This window comes from Sphingomonas sp. 179-I 2A4 NHS, from assembly GCF_045369135.1.
Taxonomy (GTDB): Bacteria; Pseudomonadota; Alphaproteobacteria; order Sphingomonadales; family Sphingomonadaceae; genus Sphingomonas.
In genome coordinates, this window is record NZ_JBIQFL010000003.1 from 218,055 (window position 1) to 237,792 (window position 19,738).

Below are 19,738 nucleotides of genomic sequence, written 5' to 3' on the forward strand. Positions count from 1 at the left end.
TTCCACGGGACAATCAATGCTGAACCGTTTCACCGCCGATTATCTCGACGCGCTTGGTGATGCCGATTTCCGACCGGCGCCGAAGGTGGCCGGGCGGCTTGCGTCCTATGACGGGTTGTTGATGGAAGCGGTCGGCCTGACACTGCCTGTAGGTACCGTGTGCCGGATCGGCGACGCGCGTGTGGGCGTGGAGGCCGAGGTGATCGGTTTTCGCAATGGCCGGACCTTGCTGATGAACCTCGGCGGCCCCGCCGCGCTGCTGCCGCAGATGCCGGTGCGGCCAACGGGCGCGCCGGGCGAAGCGGAAGTTGGCGAGGCGCTGCTGGGCCGGGTGGTCGATGGCGCGGGAAATCCGATTGACGGCCTGGGGCCCATCCGCGGCGCCGGTCGCTGGCCGCTTGCCGGCAAGCTTCAGTCGCCGCTCGACCGTGGTCGCGTGCTGGAGCCGCTCGATGTCGGCGTGCGCGCGATCAACGGTTTGCTGACGATCGGCAAGGGTCAGCGCGTCGGCATCATGGCGGGCTCGGGCGTCGGCAAGTCGGTGCTGCTCGGCATGATGGTGCGCGCGGCCAAGGCGGACGTGATCGTCATTGGCCTGATTGGTGAGCGCAGTCGCGAAGTCGCTGACTTTCTGGAAACGAAGGTGGCGGGTGAGGCGCGCAAACGGTCGGTGGTCGTCGCGGTGCCGGCCAACCATTCACCGGTGCTGCGCATCCGCGGCGCGCTGCGCGCGACGGCGATCGCAGAGGCATTCCGCGCCGAGGGCAAGAATGTGCTCCTCATCATGGATTCGCTCACACGTGTGGCGCATGCCGGGCGCGAGATCGGGCTGGCGCTTGGCGAGCCAGCCTCCGCGCGGGGCTATCCGCCTTCTGCGATTGCCATGCTGCCGAACCTGATCGAGCGCGCCGGTACCGATGTGAACACCGGCGGCGCCATTACCGCGATCTACACCGTGCTGGCGGACGGCGACGACGGCAACGATCCCGTGGTGGATTCCGCGCGATCGATCCTAGACGGCCATATCGTGCTGAGCCGCGCGCTTGCCGAGCATGCCGTCTACCCAGCGATCGACGTGTCCAAGTCCGTCAGCCGCGTAATGACTGACATCGCGGTGAAGCCGCACGTTCAGGCCGCACGAGTCCTGCGGCGCCATCTGGCGACCTACGAAGAGAACCGCGATCTGGTGCTGATGGGCGCCTATCGTGCAGGCGCCGATCCGGCGATCGACGCAGCGATCGCCTACCATCCCGCGGTCATGGAGTTCATCCGGCAGGATGCGGACGCGAGCGTGTCACTGGAGGATGCGGTGACGGAACTGACCGGCGTGTTCGGCGATGGATAACAAGAAGCTCCAGCGGTTGCATCGCGTGCGTACGCTTCAGCTTGGCATGGCGCGGGCGGAGGAAACGCGCGCGCATGAGCAGGTGTCGAGCGAGATGACTCTGTCGCAGCGGATCGCCCAGCTTGCCGCAGCGGTTTCGCCCGAAGAAGGACTGAGAGCGGCGTTCTCCTTCGCGGCAATGGCGCATTATCGGGAAAAGCTGCACCGCAATGCGCAGGCGGTGGACAATCGCGTCCGCGCGGCTGAGGCAGCGGCCGCTCGCGCCGTGGAAGCCACACGTGCTGCCAAGCGTGATCAGACGGCGGTGGAGAAGCTGATCGCGCGCGGCGAAGCGGAAGCGGCGTTGCGTGCGATCAGGGCGCTTCAGGATGCGCCGCCGACCCGGAAGATCCGGCACGATCCTTGCTGAACTAACGTCGGAATAGATCCGACGAGAAGCCGATCCATGATGTCGATCCGCACCATCACTATCCCGCCGGTGGCTTCACCAGCCGGTATCCTGCCTGCTGGCGCAGCCGCGGGTGAGAGCTTTGCCGCGTTGCTGCCTGCGATGATGGTACCGGTGATGCCGATGGCGCCGGAAGGTGCCGGCAAGGACTTGCCGGTTGCCGGCGGCGAGGATGACGCCGTGACTGCCGGCGCCGGCACTGTTCTGTGGCTCGCGCCTTCGGTGACGACCGCCATCTATTCAGGCGCCGCGGCACCGAAGAGCGACGATACGGCCCCCGACGTGTCCCTTGCGCCGCCTGCCACGCTGGGGACGGCTTCTTCGGTTCTTCCTAATCCCCTTGCTGACGGGAACGCCGCGCGGCCGGCGCCAGGTGGCGCGGTTGCCAATTTGGTGCCACTGCTAGCGCGCCGGGTCGTAAGCCCGTCTGATGCCGCGGAGAAAAGCTTCGCGCAGAGCCCGTCAGCCGGCGCTGCGGTGCCGGTGAGCCAAGGGGCGGCGCTGGACCCATCGCCGAAGGCAACCCATATTTCGCGGCCGCTATATCCAATCGTGGCAAACTCTATTGCTGCCGGCACCTCGCGGCTGGCTTCGGAGGGCGCCATAGCTGATGCGGTGCCCCCACTGCCGGGCGGGCTGCATAGCGGCGCTGAAGGTATGACGCAGCCCGCATCCGATCGCGCCGTGGCGTCGAAGCGCCGCAATGTAATTTCGGGCGCGCCGCTGACGTCGCGCCATCTGTGGCGTTCGCCATCTCCGGTGATGTCGGATCCACATGCTGGCGGAAACACAGCGCATCTGTTGCCGGTTGGCACTCTCGCGAACACGCCGCAGTCGCCGCCGCCGGGAGCGACTCCGCTGGCAAGCTGGCTGGACGGCGGCGGCGAAAGTACTGCCAGGCGCCACGCAGGCTACGCGATGCCGCCAAAGCACGGGAATGCCGCCCCCGGCGTATGGCGGGCACCGTTTGAACTCTCGCGGCCGCTATCCTCGGTTGTGGCGGACTCACTTGCTGGCGGCGACGCCGCGCGGCTGGTACGAGTGGACGCTCCGGCTCCTGTGGTGCCGCTGCCTGTGAGCTGGCTGGATCACGATGGCGAAGGTGTGATGCAGCGCTCCTCCGAGGGCGCCTCGGTGTCGAAGTGCGAGAACGCAGAGCCGGTAGCATCGCTGACTCCGCGCTATATGTGGCGGTCACCATCTCAGGTAGTTGCGGATCCGCTCGCTGGCGGTAACGCCGCGCGGCTCGTGCCAGCGGAGGCTCCGGCTCTTGTCGGACCGGCGACGATGCCCCCGATGCTGAGCCGGCCGGAAGCTGGCGGGCCAGATGGGACGCACACCGCGCTATCCGACAGCCCGTCACCGAGCCCGGAAAGCGGCCTGAGTGATAAGTCGGCGTCGGCGCAGACCGTGGCGGACAAGGTCACTGGCTCGGGAGCCGCAAGTAGCCGAGATCGTGGCGCGCATCTGCCGGCTGCGAGTGTGCAGGCAGGGCCCGTGCTGCAGCCGGCCGAGGCAAACCGGATCGCGCCGGCCGCGCAGGTGTTCGCCGCCGCGATTCAACAAGTGGTGCGCGAGGAGCGTCGCCCGGCTGCCGCGGAGCAGGCGATCGTGGCCATCGCTCCCACGACGGATCTCGCCGCGCACGCCGTCACCGCGGCGGAGAGCAGCCGCCACGCCGCGCTCGACATGGCGCGCGACACTTGGCCAGCCAAGATGATCGAGCGGATCGAGATGCTGCGCGACGCGGCAAACGCGAACGACACCAGCATTCGCCTGGTGCCCGATCGGCTGGGGACGATCGACGTCTCGCTGCGCCGCGACGGCGATACGGTTGCCGTGCACTTCCAGGCGCAGCACGCCGAGACGCGCCAGCTGATTGCCGAGGCCCAGCCGCGGTTGGCCGACATGGCGGAAGCGCGTGGGCTGCGCTTGTCGACCCAGACGAGCGACGGCGGCAGCCATCCACAGCAACAGCAACAGCGCGCTGGCACCGGCACCGCGCCCACCAACAACGTGTCGCCGGATGCTGCCCAGACGGGCGCGTCGTCGGCCGACGAGCGAGTCGCATGAGAGCGGGGATTTTTGAGCAATGATTGAAAAGGAAGCAGCGGCCGAGCCCGCGTCCAAGAAGAAGGGCAAGCTCGGCAAGCTCGGCAAGATCGTCGTGATGGCGGTTGGCGTTATGGTGCTGGTCGGCGGGGGCGTCGGCGCGGGCCTCTATGCTGCCGGCTCCGGCCTGGTCGGGAGCGGCGCGCATTCGGCGGAAGCTCCGAACACGCCAAAGCTGGTGCCCAAGAGCGCGCAGAAGCGCGGCGGTGAGGGCGGCGACGGTGGCGGTGAAGCAGCCGAAGGCGATGCCGGCCACGAGGGCATGCCGACGCCGGACGGGGCGGGTGGCGAGGCTTATGCCTCCAACTATTATGCGCTTGAAAAGGAGTTCACCGCGAATCTGCAGGATTCGGTGCACTTCATCCAGGTCGGCATCGCCGTGTCGACCCCCTATGACGACAAGGTAATCCAGAACATCAAGACGAACGACATCGCGATCCGCTCAGCGATCCTGATGGCGCTCGGAGATACCACGGAAGATCAGGTATTTACCTCCCAGGGGAAGGCGCAGCTGGCCAAGCGGCTGGTGGCGGCAGTCAACACCACGCTGAAGCAGAAAGAGGGATTTGGTGGCGTTAGTAACGTCTACTTTACCAATTTCGTTGTTCAGTGAACGGGCATGGTTAACGCCAAATCCTCCCCTGCGCCTGAACGGCGCGAGCGCGCCCGCGCTCAAGCGGTCCAGCCGGGCGGCCTGGGGCAGGCGAAGCTCAATCCGTTCGGCGACCTGCATACGCTGCAGCATCTCTCGGCGCGTCTTGCGCGGGGGATGCGCGGCGTGTTCGAGCCGTTGCTGCGCGATGAGGTGCGGGCCTGGGCGGAGCCGCTGTCGGTGCAGCGCTTCGCCGATTATCGCGCGGAACGGCCGGACCGGCTGACCGCGTGGCTGCCGTTGGGGATGGACGATCGCACCGCGCTGCTGGTGCTCGACGGCAAGTTCGTGCTCGAGCTGCTGGACCTGTTCTTCGGTGGCACCGGTGCGGCGCCGGCGGATATGCCGCGCGAATTTTCCCCCGCGGCCGAAGCGATGGTCGCGCGGCTGGGGCAGATGATCGCGGTGCCGCTGACCAGTGCTTGGGAGCCGCTGGCGCGCGTCAGCTTTTCAATCGGACGCTGCGAAGCCAACGCCGCGATGCTTTCCGATTTCGATGGCGACGATGCGATGATCATCACCCGTTTCGGCGTGGCGCCGGGCCACGGAAAGCCTGCCTTTATCGATCTCATTTACCCAGTGTCCGCGTTGAAGCCGCACGGCACCGCGCTGACCGGCAAGGTCGTCGCCAAGGCGGCGGCCGAAGATGCGCTGTGGCAGACCGCGCTGACCCGCGCGGCGATGAACATCCGCTTTCCGGTGCGGTCGGTTCTGGCCGAGCCGACGATCCGCCTGTCGAAGCTGATGGCACTTCAGCCCGGCGACGTCATTCCGATCAGCTTCGGCCAGGATGTGCCGGTGATGGTCGGCAATGATCGCCTGGGCACGGGCACCGTCGGCACGTCGAACGGCCATGCTGCCATCCGCCTCACCTCGCTTGCCTCTCTCGAAGGACTAAATCCATGAACGACATGAGCGGGGGCTTCCCTGCGGACGGCGCGTTGGCGGCCAATTTCCGGCTGCTGCAGGACGTCGACGTGAAGCTGACGGTGGAAATCGGTTCGACGCAGCTGACGCTGCGGGAGCTGCTGGCACTTGGCGAGTCGAGCGTGATCGAGCTCGACCGGCAGGCGAACGAACTGCTCGACGTCTTCGTCAACGGCACGCTTATTGGACGCGGCGAAGTGGTGACCGTAGGTGACCGGTTCGGCGTGCGAATGACCGAGCTCGTCAACCCCGACAAGCGCGGCTGAGCCACCCGATGCTGTGGTCCTACATCCTGAAGCTGATCGTGCTGCTGCCGCTCGTGTGCGGCTTGATGATCGGCTGCCTGTACCTGTGGCGTCGGCTGGAGAGCCGCATGCCGGGCCGCGCCGAGACGCGGCTGATCACGGTGAAGGAAACCATGATGATCTCGCCCGGCCTGCGGCTTGCGGTCATCGATTTCGAGGGCAAGCGCCTGCTCGTGTCGGTTGGCCGCGGCGGCGTGACGCTGGTGGACCGCGCTGATGGGAAGACGCAGCTGTGATCACTGTTCGCCGCACCAATAGCGGCATCGCGCTGTTCGCGGAGCGCGGAGCGCCGGCGCGGCATGGCGCTCGCTCGCGCACCGCCGCCCCGCCGCTGTGCGCGCACACTATCGTGTTGGTCGTGCTGGCCATGGTCGTCGCGCTGCTGGTGGCGATGCCTGCCTTTGCCCAGACCGCGCCGATTGCACCGGCCGCACCTGCTGTGCCGGGCGCAGGAGACGCCGTGGATCGCGCGCTTGGCCAGCTAGGCGGCGGGGCGAACGGCTCGGGATCCATGTCGCTGTCGCTCCAGGTCCTCATCATCATGGGCCTGCTGAGCATACTGCCGGGCATCCTCCTCATGATGACCAGCTTCACGCGGATCATCATCGTGCTGTCGATCCTGCGCCAGGCGATGGGGCTGCAGCAGACGCCGCCAAATCAAGTGCTGATCGGCCTCTCGCTGTTCCTGTCGATGTTCGTGATGGCGCCGGTGATCAGCCAGATCAACACAACGGCGGTGCAGCCTTATGCCGCGGGGCAGATCGGCGGGACGGACCTGATCAAGACGGTCGGCGCGCCGCTTCACGCCTTCATGGCGAAGCAGACGCGGGTAAAGGATGTGACGATGTTCGCCGAGATGGCGAAGTCCGGTCCGTATGCGAGCCCGAATGACATTCCTTATTCGGTGCTGCTGCCCGCTTTCGTCACGAGCGAACTAAAGACCGCCTTCCAGATCGGCTTCCTCATCTTTCTGCCGTTCCTGGTGATCGACCTGGTGGTCGCGACCGTGCTGATGAGCCTCGGCATGGCGATGCTGAGCCCGACGATCATTTCGCTGCCGTTCAAGCTGCTGCTGTTCGTGTTAGTGGACGGATGGGCGCTAACGATGGGCAGCCTGGCGAACAGTTTCGCGACTTAGTCGGCATCCTCCCGTTCGTGCCGAGTGAAGTCGAGGGACGGGCAACATGGTGCTGGCTCGGAGGCACGTGCCTCGACGGCGCTCGGCACGAACGGATTTGAGCAGGCGACCATGGTAGACGCAGATTACTTCCTGACCGTCGCGAACCAGACGCTCTGGGTGCTGGCGCTTGCCGCCGCGCCGATCCTGATCCCGGCGCTCGTTTCCGGCTTGATCCTTGGCATGGTGCAGGCCGCGACGTCGATCCAGGAGCAGACGTTGAGCTTCGTGCCGAAGCTGATCGTCGTCGGCCTGTCACTCGTGATTTTCGGGGCGATGATCCTCGGGCTGCTGACCGATTTCACCATTTCGATCTTCGACCGGATCCCGGATCTGGTCCGCTAAACGGGTGCGGTTGAACTGCCCTCCCGTGGTGTCGCGTGCAGTCGAGGCGCTGTTCCTGTTATGCCCGGCTCGCCACTCGACCGTGCGCGGGACGAACGGCGTTGGGTTGGTGCGTGAAATCACCTCATGGCCGCAGAGCGACGCCGGATGCTAGGCTTCGGCCTCTCGATCGAGCCGCAATTGTGGGCGCTGGTCTTCGTCATGGTTCGCGTCGGCGCCGCATTCATTGCAGCGCCCGTGTTCGGCAACGTCTCCGTGCCGCTGCAGGTGCGCGTCGTGCTAGCGGGGGCGGTGGGCGTGCTGGTGCTGGGTACCCAGAACATCACGCCGCCGGCGCAGGTGTTCGGGCTCGCTACCTTCCTCGCCGTTGCCGCGGAGGCGCTGGTGGGGCTGGCGATCGGCTTCATCCTGCAAGTCGCCTTTGCGGCGCCGCTGATCGCGGGCGAGCTGATCGGCGGATCCATGGGGCTTGGCTTTGCCAATATGATCGATCCGAACACCGGACGTTCCTCGCCGGCGATCGGCCAGTTCCTGTCGATCCTGCTGACTTTGCTGTTCCTGTCGGTAGACGGCCACCTCGTGCTGGTGGAGATGGTGGCGAAAAGCTATGTCGCGCTGCCGCCGGGGGCCGCTTGGCTCGCGCCCGCGCAACTGCGGGACATTGCGATGTTCGGTGGCTATGCCTTTCTTGCCGGCCTCCTGCTCGCGCTCCCCGTCGGCTTCCTTTTACTGTGCCTTAACCTGGTTGTCGGCATGATCTCCCGATCGGCGCCGGCGTTGAACCTGTTCTCCATCGGCCTGCCAGCAAGCCTTGCGGTCGGCGTGATCGCGATGGCCGCCGGCTTTCCTGCCATGGGTGATTATATGCTCGTGATCGTGCGCGAAGGGCTGGAAGCGACGCAAAGCCTGGTCCTTGGCTGATGGCAGACGAGTTCGGCGAAAAAACAGAAGCCCCGACAGCCAAGCGGCTGAAGGACGCCGTCGACAAGGGCGATGTCCTCAAGTCCCGCGAGTTCGCGACCGCGCTGGTGGTACTGGCGGGGGTGGCATGGCTCGTCTTCTTCGGCCCGTCGCTGGTTGCGGCGTGCAAAGGCGTGATGGCGGAAAGCTTCCGCTTCGGGCGCGGTGACGTGGAAGATTTCCAGCCGTTCCGCCCGCTTGCGGCGGCGGGGTGGAAGCTGCTGCCGGCGCTTGGCGCGCTGTTCGCGATCACGGTGGTGGCGGGCGTGCTGAGCCAGGCGGGGCTGGGTTCGCTGCGCTTCAATGCGTCGCTGCTGGCGCCCAAGGGCAACCGCATCAACCCCGCTTCCGGGCTGAAGCGCATCTTTGGGATGCACGGCTGGATCGAGCTAGGCAAATCGCTGCTGAAGGTGGCGCTGCTTGGTACGGTCGGCGGATCGCTGCTGATGCAGTCCTCACGCACCACATTAAGCCTCGCGCGGTCGAACCTGAACGAGGCGGTGAACGCGCTTGGGGGATCGCTGACTCACCTGATGGTCGTCATGGCGATGGGGCTGGCCGCGATCGCATTTGTCGACGTGCCGCTGCAGATGTTCCAGCGCATGAAGAAGCTGCGCATGAGCAAGCAGGAGATCAAGGACGAGCACAAGGAGAGCGAGGGCAATCCCGAAGTGAAGGGGCAGATCCGCGCGCGGCAGCGGGCGATGCTATCCGGGTCCACGCGCGCCGCGGTGGCGGAGGCGCATGTTATCCTGACCAACCCGACGCACTTTGCGGTTGCGCTGCGCTATGATCGCGGGCGTGATCAGGTGCCGGTGGTGGTGGCGAAGGGCCGCGGTGCGACGGCGCTGGCGATCCGCGAACTCGCTGGCGAGGCGGCAGTGCCGATCCTGGAATATCCGATGCTGGCGCGTGCGGTGTATTACACCAGCCGCGAGGGGCAGGAGGTGCGGGACGATCTGTACCTCGCGATCGCGACGGTGCTGGCATTTGTCTTCGGGCTGAACGCCGCGGCGGGCGGGACAACGCCGCCGCTGCCGGCGGTGGATGTGCCCGAGGGGGCGCGCTTCGACGAGCATGGGGCGGCGCTGCATTGATCCGCGCCGGTGACAGACGGTCACCGATGGTACAAAGATGGTAAAGTTTGGCGCGCCTTGGTCGTTTGATGCGACGTCATGACCACCACGACCAGCACCACCGCCGCGCCGACCCCGACGCCGTCCACGACCAGCGTCACCAAATCGGCGGCAAGCGCGCTGCTGACGTCGCTGAATACGGGATCGGGCGTGGATACCGATGCGCTGGTCACTGGCCTGGTGGAGGCACAGTTCGCGGCCAAGAGCTCGATGCTCACGGCAAAGTCCGACCGGCTGACGGCTCAGCTTTCGGGCGTGTCCACGCTGAAGAGCGCGATCACGGATTTCGCCTCGGCTCTGGAAGCGTTGGTAAAAAGCGGGACGCTGCAATCGCAGCCAAAGAGTTCGGATGACCGCGTGCTGACCGCGACCGCGATCTCCGGTGCCAAACTGACCGGGCTGACGGCTAACATTCGCGTCGATCAACTAGCGACGCCGCAGACAGCGGTGAGCAAGGAGAGTGTCGAGTCCAAGGACGCGCCATCATTCAAGGGAAGCTTGACGCTCAGCATTGGTCCCGATCCCGCCAATGGCGATACCACGAACACGTTCACGATTGACCTCACCGGCGATACCTCGCTGACCGGCGTGGCTGCGGCGATAAACGCCAAGAAGAGCGGCGTGACGGCAACGGTGGTGACCGATGCGGATGGACACGCCTTTCTGTCGCTTAAGGGCGACACCGGCGCGGCCAAGGCGTTCACGCTGACGGCCTCCGGGGATTCGACGGACGAGCTGAAGAAGCTGAGCGTCGGGCCGGATGCGACCGGGATGACGATCAACAGCACCGCTGGCAATGCAAAGCTGACGGTTGACGGCATCAGCGTGCAACGTGCGAGCAACAGCATCAGCGACCTGGTGACGGGCGTGAAGCTGGACCTGACCGGCACGTCGGAAGCCCCCGTGTCGCTGTCCACCACTACGCCGACGACGGCGTTGACCAACGCAATCGAAGACGTGGTCTTCACCTACAACTTGGTGATGGCGGAGCTTAAGAAGCAGACCGACCCGATCACCGGCGACCTGCGCGGCGATCCAGGCGCGCAAAACCTGCTGCGCAGCATGAAGGCGCTTACCTTGCGTGACCTACTGCCGGGCGGAGCGCCTGGCACGCCCCGCACGCTGGCGGAGCTCGGCGTCAACACCAATCGCGACGGCACACTATCGGTGAACGTTGATACACTATCGAAGGCGATCACCAACAATCCCGGCGCCCTGGAAGCGATCTTTTCCAATTCCTCGGATGGCTCGGGCCTGCTGGCGGCGATGAACTCGGTGAAGCTGAACGCAACGAGTGCGCTCTATGGCCTTGGCGCATCGGCCAAACGCTACACCGAGGCGAAGGGCGAACTCACCAAAGAGCAGGACAAGATGACAGACCAGCGCGACCGGTTGACGACGCGCATGACGCAGCAATTCGCATCTATGAACGCGCGCGTCGCAGCTTACAAGTCGACGATGACCTTCATGGAGAATCAGATCAAGGCGTGGACCAACGAGAAACCCTGATGATTTACGCGTCCGTACTGTCGCGCGATCCCGCGCAGACCTATCGCCAGATCGACCTTGCGGGACGCACCGCCACCGCGGACGGACCGGCGCTGGTGCAATTGCTCTACGAGGAACTGTGCCAGGCACTTCGCGCGGCGGCTTGGGCGGCGGAGCACAAGAAATTTTCCACAAAAAGCGACCGCGTGACGAGGGCAACCGCCATCCTGTTCGCACTGGAGGCGGGGCTCGACTTCGAGAAAGGCGGCGAGGTGTCGACCACGCTCGCCAAGCTCTATGCCGGTGCGCGGCGGCAGGTGATCGAGGCGAGCCTGGGGAATGACGGCGCGCCGTTCCGCACCGTGGCGGATACATTTGACGAGATTGGCCAGGCCTGGAAGGTGGCGCGGGCCGCCTGACCGTCGTCGCGGTCAGAAGCCGGCGCCCGGGGCGACGGCGTCACCCTGGTTGATTGCTTACCGCGTCAGCGAAGCCAGTGGCGCGCCATGAAATAGCCGGTGACAAGGACCGAGATCACCGCGCAGATCCCGAGAATGGCGTCGAATGCCCATGGCTCCTTGGCGTACCAAAGGCCTTCCACGTTCATCCCGTAGAGGCCGGTGATGAAGGTGAGCGGCAGGAAGACGAGGGCGGCGATCGAGATGATGAGGCTGCGCTTGTCGAGCTGTTCGGCGCGGAGATCGGTCAGTGCCTCGTGCATCAGGCTGGATCGTTCGCGGATCGCCTCCAGTTCCTCCGCCATGCGCGCGGCGCGATCGGCCGCGGCGGCAAGGTGCGCGCGATCGTCCGATCCAAGCCAGTCCCCGGGCAACGCGACAAGCCGCTCGAGCGCAGCACGCTGCGGATTGAGGAAGCGGCGGTAGCTGATGGCTTCGCCGCGCACGCGCGTGACGTTGAGGCGAAGCTTCATGATCTGGCTGCTGTCGAGCTGCTGCTCACAATCGTCGAGATCATCGCCAAGATCGGCCACGACGGGATCTAGATCGCTGGTGATGGCGGTAGCGAAGGCAGTGATGAGATCGCCGGGATCACGGATGCTGCCGGTCTTCACTTCCCGCTGCACCGAATCGACCGCGAGGAGTCGCTTGCGTGCGACCGAGATAACGCGGCCCTTCACCGCCCAGATCCGCAGCGAGGCGAGCATGTCGGACGAATCGAGCGGTTCGGTGCTGCGACCGCGCAGGTTGAGGAAGGCACCGCTATCGAACGCTTCGCAGCGCGGGCGGCTTTCGCTCGCCGTCAAAGGCTCGACGACGTAGTCGGGCAGCTTCGCTTCGTCGGTGAGCCATGCCTGGGCATGCTCGGCGGTGGAGGTGAGATGCACCCAGGCCATCGCATCGCGGACGGCAAGTGCGTCCTTGATGTCGATCTCGTGCGCGCCGGCGTCGTCGATGCGATAGGCAAATCCGCTCACATCATCCTCACGTCGAGGGTCAATCCGGGGAGCCCGGCGGGGGGCTCGGCACAGGCAATGCGATCGGCGTCGGCGCGGGCGCGGTCGAGGATCGCCGTTGGCACCGCGGCATCGTGAGTCACGCGATCGGCATTGGCGAGAAGGCGCGCGTCACGCAGCGTCAGATCATCGGGATCGGTGGAGGTGAGGCGAATGGTCTCGATCGTGCCGGCACCGTCGCCTCGCCTGCCAGCCCGTGCGAGCCAACGGGCGACATCTGAGGTCGAGGAAAGCGGATCTAGCAGACCGCCGGGTCGAAGCGCGTCCGAAATGGCGCGCCTGCGCTCGGCCGCATCGGGAAAGGCCGTGCGGATCGCGCCGCGCGCCGCGAAAAGCGCATCGGCCAGGCGGCCGAGGCTGGCGGGGAATAGACTTTCGAGCCGCTGGCGAAGCGCGGCCGCGAGGCCGGCGGAGGCGCCGCCGGTGCCCACGGCGACAATCACCGGATCGCGGTCAACGATGGCGGGCAGCGTGAAATCACACAGCTCCGGCCGGTCGACCGCGTTCACGAGCACGCCGCGTGCCTTGAGCCGCGCGACGGCAGCGTCGTCGTCGACCACGATGGCGAGCCGGGCGCCCGCGTCAGTTTCGTCTTCACCGACGACGATCGCGCTGGCCCGTTCAAGCAAGCGGCGCTTGGCGTCTGCCGCCTCGCCATCGCCCACCAGGATCACCGCGCGGCCCTGCAGCCGCACGAAGATCGGCAGGCTGTGCAGCGTCACAGCCAGTCCGGCACGCGCTCGGCAGCGAGGATCGTCTCGGCCGCAATGCGATCCGCCACCACGGCGTAGCGATCACCGTCGACCAGCACCTCAGGCACCAGCGGGCGCGAATTGTACGTCGACGCCATGGTCGCGCCATAAGCGCCGGCGGTGCGGAAGATCGCCAGATCGCCCGACTTCACCGCATCGATCTCCCGATCGCGCGCGAAGGTGTCGCCGGTTTCGCACACCGGGCCGGCGATGTTCGCCATCATGCGATCGCCGGTCGGCCGCACCGCCTGGAAATCGTGCCATGCATCGTAAAGCGCAGGACGGGCGAGATCGTTCATCGCCGCATCGACGATGACATAGGGGTTGCTGACACCGGGCTTCACCCAGATCACCTCGGTCAGCAGCACGCCGGCATTGCCCGCGATCACGCGGCCGGGCTCGAACATCAGCGTGACGCCCCAATCCTTCGTGACCCGCGCGACCATCGCCCCAAAATCGGCGGGATCGGGCGGCACGTCGCCCGCCCTGTAGTTGACGCCAAGGCCGCCGCCGAGATCGACATGGGTGATCGTGTGGCCGGCCGCGCGCAACTCGGCGATGAACTGGCCGATGCGAGAATAGGCTGCCTCCAGCGGGGCGAGATCGAGCAGCTGGCTGCCGATGTGGATCGCGACGCCGCGCAGGTCGAGGCCGGGCAGGCCGGAGAGACGAGCGAAGATCCCTGCGGCCTCGTCGATCGGCACGCCGAACTTGTTCTCGCGCTTGCCGGTCGAGATCTTGGCGTGGGTGCCGGCATCGACATCCGGATTGACGCGAAGCACGGCGCGCGCCGTCTTGCCCATCGCCGCGGCGAGCTGCGCCAGGACGGCGCCTTCCTCCTCCAGCTCGATATTGAACTGGCCGATCTCCGCCTCGAGGCCGCGGGTCAGCTCCGCACGGGTCTTGCCGACGCCGGAGAAGACGATGTCGGCGGCGGGCATGCCGGCGGCGAGCGCGCGGGCCATTTCGCCGCCCGAGACGACGTCAGCGCCATAGCCTTCGCGCGCAAGCACGTTCAGCACCGCGATATTGGGATTGGCCTTGATCGCATAAGCGAGATGGACCGGACCGGCGTGCTTCAACCCATCGCGGAAGACGCGGGCGTGGCGGCGCAGCGTGGCGGCCGAATAGACGTAGACGGGGGTGCCGACCTCCGCCGCAATGCGCGAAAGCGGCACGGCTTCGCAATGAAGCTCGCCGTCGACGAGTGAGAAATGGTCCATGATTACCTTGGCGGGAGATCGAATTCGTCGCTGCGGCGCTCATCGGAATTGCGCAGAAGCTCGTCGCTGCGGCCCGGGCGGGCCTGAGCGCTGGGGGTGAGAAGTTCGGCCGGGGTAGGGCGTGCATCGGCGCCGTAAGGGGCGGGCGGCAGCTGTTCCCCCGGCGCCGGTTTCAACCCCCGCGATGCGCCGCAGCCGGCGAGCAGCAGGATAACGCCAAGCAGGGCGAGCGGTGTTGCAGGCTTCATCCCAGGGCCTCACGTGCTTCGCGGATCGCTGCGCGGACATTGTCGGGCGCCGTGCCGCCGAAGCTGGTGCGGCTGGCGACCGAGGCATCGACCGACAGCACGTCATAGACGCGAGCGTCGATGCGCGGATCGATCGCGACGAGATCATCGAGCGGCACCTGATCGAGGCGCACGCCGAGCGCTTCTGCCCGCGCAACGGCGCGGCCGGTGATGTGATGCGCCTCGCGGAACGGAACGCCGGCCTCACGCACCAGCCAGTCGGCAAGATCGGTGGCGGTGGCAAAGCCGCTTTCGGCGAGGCCCCGCATCCGATCCGTGCGGAAGGTGGCGCTTTCGACCATCCCGGTCATCGCGGCGAGGCAGAGCCCCAGGAGATCATGGCATTCGAAGACCGGCGGCTTATCGTCCTGCATGTCCTTCGAATAAGCGAGCGGCAGCCCCTTCATCGTCACCATCAGGCTGACGAGACAGCCGGTGATCCGGCCGGCGTGCCCGCGCACCAGCTCGGCCGCATCGGGATTGCGCTTCTGCGGCATGATCGAACTGCCGGTGGACCATTGGTCGCTAAGCGAGACGAAGCCGAAGGGCTGCGAGGCCCAGAGGACGAACTCCTCGGCGAGGCGCGAGAGGTGAAGCGCGCATTGCGCGGCGCTGGTGAGATACTCGATCGCGAAATCGCGGTCCGACACCGCGTCCAGCGAGTTGCGCGTGGGACCATCGAAGCCGAGCGCGGCGGCGGTAGCCTGGCGGTCGACCGGGAAGCCGGTACCGGCCAGCGCCGCCGAGCCGAGCGGCGACAGGTTCATCCGGGCGCGGGCATCGCGGAAGCGGCCGACGTCGCGCCGCGCCATCTCTACATAGGCCATCAGATGGTGGCCGAGCGTGACGGGCTGCGCCGACTGGAGGTGGGTGAAGCCGGGCATCACGCTGCCGGCATGTTCCTCCGCCCGGGCGAGCAGTGCGCGCTGGAAGGCCGCGAGGGCGGCGAGCGTCTCGTCGATCGCGTCGCGCACCCAGAGGCGGAAGTCGGTCGCAACCTGATCGTTGCGGCTGCGCGCGGTGTGGAGGCGGCCCGCGGCGGGGCCGATCGCCTCGGCAAGGCGCGCCTCGGTCTGCATGTGGATGTCTTCGAGTGAGAGATCCTCCGCGACGCCGTTCGCCTCATACTGTTCGGCGACCTTGCCCAGGCCGGCGCTGATCGCGTCCGCATCCTCGCCCGACACGATGCCCTGCTTCGCGAGCATCGCGACATGCGCCTGGCTGCCGCGGATATCCTGCCGCCACATCCGCTTGTCGAAGGGAATGGAGGCATTTATCTCGCGCATCACCGCGGCGGGCCCTTCGGCGAAACGACCGCCCCACATCTGGTTGGAACCGCTCATGTCATCGCGCTCGGGAACCGTCTTTCTCCTCATGGCCGCGCTCGCGGCAGCGGCTTGCGATAGGCAAACGCCTGCGCCGGAGCAAGCGAACGTCGCGGTGACCCCCGACGAAGTGTCGCCGGACGAAGTCGCGCCCGGGACGGGCACCCCGGCGGCAAAGTCGGGCGAGGTCGATCGGTCGCACAGGGGCGAGGCGGCGCCGGCGGTGTCGTTCGTCGATCCGGCGGGCAAGAAGGTGACGCTGGCGGACTTCCGCGGCAAGCCGGTGCTGCTGAACCTGTGGGCGACGTGGTGCGCGCCGTGCATCAAGGAGATGCCGAGCCTGGATGCGGCGGCGGCGGACCCGCGGATCCAGGTGCTGGCGTTGAGCCAGGACATGCAGCCCGAGAAGGTGGCGCCCTTCTTCACCGAGCGGAAGCTGGCGCGGTTGAAGCCCTACACCGATCCGGACATGGGCCTGAGCCTGCATTACCGGGTGAACCTGCCGACGACGATCATGTTCGATGCCGAAGGGCGCGAACTGTGGCGCGTGGCCGGCGCGCTCGACTGGACCGGCGACAAGGCGAAGGCGCTGCTCGCCGAGTGACGGCGACAGCGGCGCGACAAAGCGTGCGGCGGGCAGGGTGACGATTTCGCTGCGTCGCACTAGATGACGACAATGAACCTCAACGGACTCGACATTGCAGTGCTCACCCTGGTTGGCGGGAGCGCGCTGCTGGGGCTGAAACGGGGGTTCGTCACCGAGGTTCTGGCGCTGTTCGCGTGGGTGGCGGTGATCTTCGCGGTGAAGATCTTCCACTTGCCGACTGCGCAGTTCCTGGCCGGGCCGGTCGGTACGCCATCAGGCGGCGCGGCGCTGGCGTTCGTGCTGCTGGCGGGCGTCACCTATTTCCTGGGACGGATGGTGGCCCGGGCGCTCGGCGAGCGGGTGAAGAAGTCGGTGCTGGGGCCGGTCGACCGCGCGCTTGGTTTCGGCTTTGGTGCGCTGAAGGGGCTGATCCTGGCGAGCCTTGCCTTCCTGCTCGTCTTCCTGGTGCTCGACACGATCAGCGGCGGCCCGCGGCAGCGGCCGGCGTGGACGCGGGAGGCGCGGACCTATCCGCTGCTGAGCGCGACGAGCGCCGCCATGGCCGACTTCGTCGATCGCCGCCGCCGCGGCCAGCCGGTGTTCGGCCCGCGCACCCCGGCGGCGCCCCCCGCCAATGCGAGTAGCCCGTCATGAGCAGCACGCTCTACAATGATGCGATCCTGAAGCTGGCGACCGACAATCCGATCGACGAGCGCCTGGCTGAGCCGCAGGGGACGAGCGAGAAACGATCGCCGATCTGCGGCAGCCGGGTGACGGTGGACGTGAACATCGGCGCCGATGGCCGCGTCAGTGAAGCAGGCATGCTGGTGCGCGCCTGCGCGCTGGGGCAGGCGAGTTCCTCCCTGTTGGCCGGCAACATCGTGGGCCGCACGCCCGACGAACTCGCCGCAGCGCGTGATGCGCTGACCGCGTGGCTGGCGCGGGAGGGGGCGATACCGGACTGGCCGGGCTTGGACGTGCTGGCCCCGGCGCTGGATTATCACGCTCGCCATGCCTCGATCCGTCTCGCGTTCGAAGCGGCGGCGGAAGCGGCAGCCCAGGCCGCGCAGGTGGCTCAAGGGCCGGCAACGGAGGCGAACGAGGCCTGATGGAAGACGCGGCGGGATCCCTGCTCCGCGACGGGTTCATCCTGTTGGGGGCGGGGCTAGGCTTTGTCCTGCTGTTCCGAAGACTGGGCCTCGGCGCGACGCTGGGTTACCTTGTTGCCGGCGCCGTCGTGGGCCCGCAGATCCTGGGGCTGGTGGGGGATGCCGAAGCGAAGCTTGGCATTGCCGAGCTTGGCATCACGCTGCTGCTGTTCGTCGTCGGGCTTGAGCTCAACCCGACGCGGCTGTGGAAGCTGAAGGAAGACATCTTCGGCCTCGGGCTGCTGCAGGTGACGCTGTGCGGCATGGTGATCGCCGCGATCGTGGCGGTGTTCGTCAAATTCTCGCTTCCGGCCGCGCTGGCGCTGGGCCTGCCGCTGGCGCTGTCGTCGACCGCGCAGGTGCTGCCGATGCTGCAATCGTCGGGCCGGCTGCGCACCCCGTTCGGTGAGCGGGCATTCTCGATCCTGTTGTTCCAGGATCTGTCGATCATCCCGCTGATCACGATCATCGCCGCGCTGAGCCGCAACCCGGCCGATGCCGGCGGGCCGCCGGGATGGCTGCTGATCCTTTACACGATCGGCGCGGTCGCGGGCCTCATCGCGGCGGGCCGCTTCCTACTGCGCCCGCTGTTCCGCTGGATCGGCAACATGGGCGAGCGCGAGATGTTCGTGTTCGCCGCGTTGTTCACCGTGATCGCCAGTGCCGCGCTGATGGAGGCGCTTGGGCTGTCGACCGCGCTTGGCGCGTTCGTCGCCGGCGTGATGCTGGCGGACAGCCCGTATCGGCACGAGCTGGAGGCAGATGTCGATCCGTTCCGTTCGATCCTGCTTGGCCTGTTCTTCCTGACGATCGGGATGCTGCTGGACCTCAGCGCGATCGCGGAACGGCCGTTCTTCGTCCTGGCGATGGCGGTGGCGTTGATCGCGACCAAGACGCTGGTGATCTTCGGCCTTGGCCTTGCCTTCAAGATGACCTGGCGCTCCGCGCTCGCGCTGGGGCTGCTGCTGAGCCAGGGCGGGGAATTCGGCTTCGTGCTGTTCGCGCAGGCGACCCACGCGTACCTGATCGCGCCCGAGGCTGCCTCGCTGTTCGGCGCGATCATCACGCTTTCCATGGCGACGACGCCGTTCCTGATGTCCGCGACGCGCCGGTTCCGCGAGGAGCCGATCGTGAAGGAGGAGCGGGACGGGCCGATGGCGGACGGCGCCAATGCGCTGATCGTCGGCTATGGCCGGTTCGGGCAGACGGTGGGGCAGATGCTGCTGGCGCAGGACATTCCCGTCACGCTGATCGACACCGATATCGAGATGATCGACATCGCCGGCGAGTTTGGCGCGAAGGTCTATTATGGTGACGGCACCCGGCTCGACCTCTTGCGCCAGGCGGGTGCGGCGGAGGCGGAGCTGATTCTGTTCTGCATCGATGGCGAACAGGTGACGCCCGAGGTGGTGGAGGCGGTGCACGAGGCCTTCCCGAACGCGGCGATCTATGTGCGCGCGTTTGATCGCCGGGCGCTGATCAAGCTGAAGAACGGCCCGGCGAAGCTCGTGGTGCGCGAAGTGATGGAATCGGCGGTCAAGATGGCCCGGGCCGCGATGGAGGGGCTGGGTATCGAGCGCGGTGACATCGACCGGGCGGAAGACATGTATCGTGCGCGCGACAAGGAGCGGCTGCGCATCCAGATCGAGGCGGGCGACCTGCGCACGGCACGCGCGCTGGTGGCGGAGCAACAGCCATGGGGGAACGGCAAATGAACTGGCTGATGGTGTTGGCGGGACTGTCCGGCGCCCTGGCGGTGGGCGCGGGTGCGTTCGGCGCGCATGGGGCGAGCGGGCAGGCGGCGGAATGGCTGCGGACCGGTGGGCAATATCAGCTGATCCATGCCGTGGCGGCGCTGGTGGCGCTTCGGCTGGAGGTGCGCGGGCCGGGCTGGCTGTTCATCGCCGGCGGCGCGCTGTTCGCCGGTACCCTGTACCTGATGGCGCTGGGCGCGCCGCGCTGGCTGGGCGCGATCACGCCGGTGGGTGGCACGCTGCTAATCGCCGGTTGGCTGTGGCTGGCGTGGGCCGGGATGCGCTCCTAGCCGA

General features: G+C 66.9%; 23 protein-coding genes. 18 read left to right on the forward strand and 5 right to left on the reverse strand.

The window, feature by feature from the left end; all coding sequences use genetic code 11:
- Window positions 1-16 precede the first annotated feature (16 nt).
- From ACH0CP_RS07200 to fliS, 13 genes are all read left to right on the forward strand, one after another.
- On the forward strand, window positions 17-1,345 hold the full coding sequence (locus ACH0CP_RS07200) for a FliI/YscN family ATPase (RefSeq protein WP_294442326.1): 1,329 nt from the start codon (window positions 17-19) through the stop codon (window positions 1,343-1,345).
- The gene (locus ACH0CP_RS07205) at window positions 1,338-1,754 is read left to right on the forward strand and encodes a hypothetical protein (RefSeq protein ID WP_294442325.1); all 417 of its coding nucleotides are present in this window, start codon (window positions 1,338-1,340) and stop codon (window positions 1,752-1,754) included. The genes ACH0CP_RS07200 and ACH0CP_RS07205 overlap by 8 nt, the downstream gene beginning before the upstream one ends.
- Before the next feature lie 39 nt (window positions 1,755-1,793).
- On the forward strand, window positions 1,794-3,866 hold the full coding sequence (locus ACH0CP_RS07210) for a flagellar hook-length control protein FliK (RefSeq protein WP_406888441.1): 2,073 nt from the start codon (window positions 1,794-1,796) through the stop codon (window positions 3,864-3,866).
- Window positions 3,867-3,885: 19 nt separating this feature from the next.
- On the forward strand, window positions 3,886-4,518 hold the full coding sequence (gene fliL / locus ACH0CP_RS07215) for a flagellar basal body-associated protein FliL (protein WP_294442322.1): 633 nt from the start codon (window positions 3,886-3,888) through the stop codon (window positions 4,516-4,518).
- Window positions 4,519-4,524: 6 nt separating this feature from the next.
- Window positions 4,525-5,463 (forward strand): flagellar motor switch protein FliM, encoded by a 939-nt coding sequence (locus ACH0CP_RS07220; RefSeq protein WP_294442321.1) that lies wholly within the window; start codon window positions 4,525-4,527, stop codon window positions 5,461-5,463.
- The gene (fliN, locus tag ACH0CP_RS07225; protein ID WP_088333445.1) at window positions 5,460-5,750 is read left to right on the forward strand and encodes a flagellar motor switch protein FliN; all 291 of its coding nucleotides are present in this window, start codon (window positions 5,460-5,462) and stop codon (window positions 5,748-5,750) included. The genes ACH0CP_RS07220 and fliN overlap by 4 nt, the downstream gene beginning before the upstream one ends.
- Window positions 5,751-5,758: 8 nt before the next feature.
- Entirely contained in the window at window positions 5,759-6,025 is a 267-nt protein-coding gene (locus ACH0CP_RS07230; protein WP_294442319.1) for a flagellar biosynthetic protein FliO, read from the forward strand.
- A gap of 131 nt (window positions 6,026-6,156) precedes the next feature.
- On the forward strand, window positions 6,157-6,927 hold the full coding sequence (gene fliP / locus ACH0CP_RS07235; RefSeq protein WP_294442362.1) for a flagellar type III secretion system pore protein FliP: 771 nt from the start codon (window positions 6,157-6,159) through the stop codon (window positions 6,925-6,927).
- A 111-nt stretch (window positions 6,928-7,038) separates the two neighbouring features.
- The gene (gene fliQ / locus ACH0CP_RS07240) at window positions 7,039-7,311 is read left to right on the forward strand and encodes a flagellar biosynthesis protein FliQ (protein ID WP_294442318.1); all 273 of its coding nucleotides are present in this window, start codon (window positions 7,039-7,041) and stop codon (window positions 7,309-7,311) included.
- Between the two features lie 147 nt (window positions 7,312-7,458).
- On the forward strand, window positions 7,459-8,232 hold the full coding sequence (fliR, locus tag ACH0CP_RS07245; RefSeq protein WP_294442316.1) for a flagellar biosynthetic protein FliR: 774 nt from the start codon (window positions 7,459-7,461) through the stop codon (window positions 8,230-8,232).
- Window positions 8,232-9,368 (forward strand): flagellar biosynthesis protein FlhB, encoded by a 1,137-nt coding sequence (locus tag ACH0CP_RS07250; RefSeq protein ID WP_406888440.1) that lies wholly within the window; start codon window positions 8,232-8,234, stop codon window positions 9,366-9,368. Before fliR ends, ACH0CP_RS07250 begins: the two co-directional genes overlap by 1 nt.
- A 78-nt stretch (window positions 9,369-9,446) precedes the next feature.
- Complete coding sequence (gene fliD, locus ACH0CP_RS07255; RefSeq protein WP_406875478.1) at window positions 9,447-10,916, forward strand: flagellar filament capping protein FliD; 1,470 nt, start codon at window positions 9,447-9,449, stop codon at window positions 10,914-10,916.
- Window positions 10,916-11,314, forward strand: coding sequence for a flagellar export chaperone FliS (gene fliS, locus ACH0CP_RS07260; protein WP_294442312.1), 399 nt, complete (start codon window positions 10,916-10,918; stop codon window positions 11,312-11,314). Before fliD ends, fliS begins: the two co-directional genes overlap by 1 nt.
- Window positions 11,315-11,379: 65 nt before the next feature.
- Here the strand turns inward: fliS and ACH0CP_RS07265 are convergent, their stop codons facing one another.
- From ACH0CP_RS07265 to argH, 5 genes are read right to left on the reverse strand one after another with little or no spacing between them, the layout of a single operon-like run.
- Window positions 11,380-12,330 (reverse strand): CorA family divalent cation transporter, encoded by a 951-nt coding sequence (locus ACH0CP_RS07265; RefSeq protein WP_294442311.1) that lies wholly within the window; start codon window positions 12,328-12,330, stop codon window positions 11,380-11,382.
- Complete coding sequence (locus ACH0CP_RS07270) at window positions 12,327-13,085, reverse strand: bifunctional precorrin-2 dehydrogenase/sirohydrochlorin ferrochelatase (RefSeq protein ID WP_294442361.1); 759 nt, start codon at window positions 13,083-13,085, stop codon at window positions 12,327-12,329. Before ACH0CP_RS07270 ends, ACH0CP_RS07265 begins: the two co-directional genes overlap by 4 nt.
- Window positions 13,086-13,087: 2 nt before the next feature.
- Window positions 13,088-14,344, reverse strand: a complete 1,257-nt coding sequence (gene lysA / locus ACH0CP_RS07275) for a diaminopimelate decarboxylase (RefSeq protein ID WP_294442310.1) — start codon at window positions 14,342-14,344, stop codon at window positions 13,088-13,090.
- 2 nt (window positions 14,345-14,346) lie between these two features.
- Window positions 14,347-14,592, reverse strand: a complete 246-nt coding sequence (locus tag ACH0CP_RS07280; RefSeq protein ID WP_294442309.1) for a hypothetical protein — start codon at window positions 14,590-14,592, stop codon at window positions 14,347-14,349.
- Window positions 14,589-15,956, reverse strand: a complete 1,368-nt coding sequence (gene argH / locus ACH0CP_RS07285; RefSeq protein WP_294442360.1) for an argininosuccinate lyase — start codon at window positions 15,954-15,956, stop codon at window positions 14,589-14,591. The genes ACH0CP_RS07280 and argH overlap by 4 nt, the downstream gene beginning before the upstream one ends.
- A 16-nt stretch (window positions 15,957-15,972) precedes the next feature.
- On the opposite strand from argH, the gene ACH0CP_RS07290 reads away from it, so the two are divergent.
- From ACH0CP_RS07290 to ACH0CP_RS07310, 5 genes are all read left to right on the forward strand, one after another.
- Window positions 15,973-16,560 carry a TlpA family protein disulfide reductase gene (locus tag ACH0CP_RS07290; protein WP_406893895.1) on the forward strand — a complete coding sequence of 196 codons (588 nt, stop codon included), beginning with the start codon at window positions 15,973-15,975 and terminating at the stop codon, window positions 16,558-16,560.
- Window positions 16,561-16,632: 72 nt separating this feature from the next.
- On the forward strand, window positions 16,633-17,196 hold the full coding sequence (locus tag ACH0CP_RS07295) for a CvpA family protein (protein ID WP_294442307.1): 564 nt from the start codon (window positions 16,633-16,635) through the stop codon (window positions 17,194-17,196).
- Window positions 17,193-17,651: an iron-sulfur cluster assembly scaffold protein gene (locus tag ACH0CP_RS07300; protein WP_406875479.1), complete on the forward strand. Its 459-nt coding sequence runs from the start codon at window positions 17,193-17,195 to the stop codon at window positions 17,649-17,651. The genes ACH0CP_RS07295 and ACH0CP_RS07300 overlap by 4 nt, the downstream gene beginning before the upstream one ends.
- Window positions 17,651-19,405, forward strand: coding sequence for a cation:proton antiporter (locus tag ACH0CP_RS07305; RefSeq protein WP_294442305.1), 1,755 nt, complete (start codon window positions 17,651-17,653; stop codon window positions 19,403-19,405). The genes ACH0CP_RS07300 and ACH0CP_RS07305 overlap by 1 nt, the downstream gene beginning before the upstream one ends.
- Window positions 19,402-19,734, forward strand: coding sequence for a DUF423 domain-containing protein (locus ACH0CP_RS07310; protein WP_294442304.1), 333 nt, complete (start codon window positions 19,402-19,404; stop codon window positions 19,732-19,734). The genes ACH0CP_RS07305 and ACH0CP_RS07310 overlap by 4 nt, the downstream gene beginning before the upstream one ends.
- Window positions 19,735-19,738 lie beyond the last annotated feature (4 nt).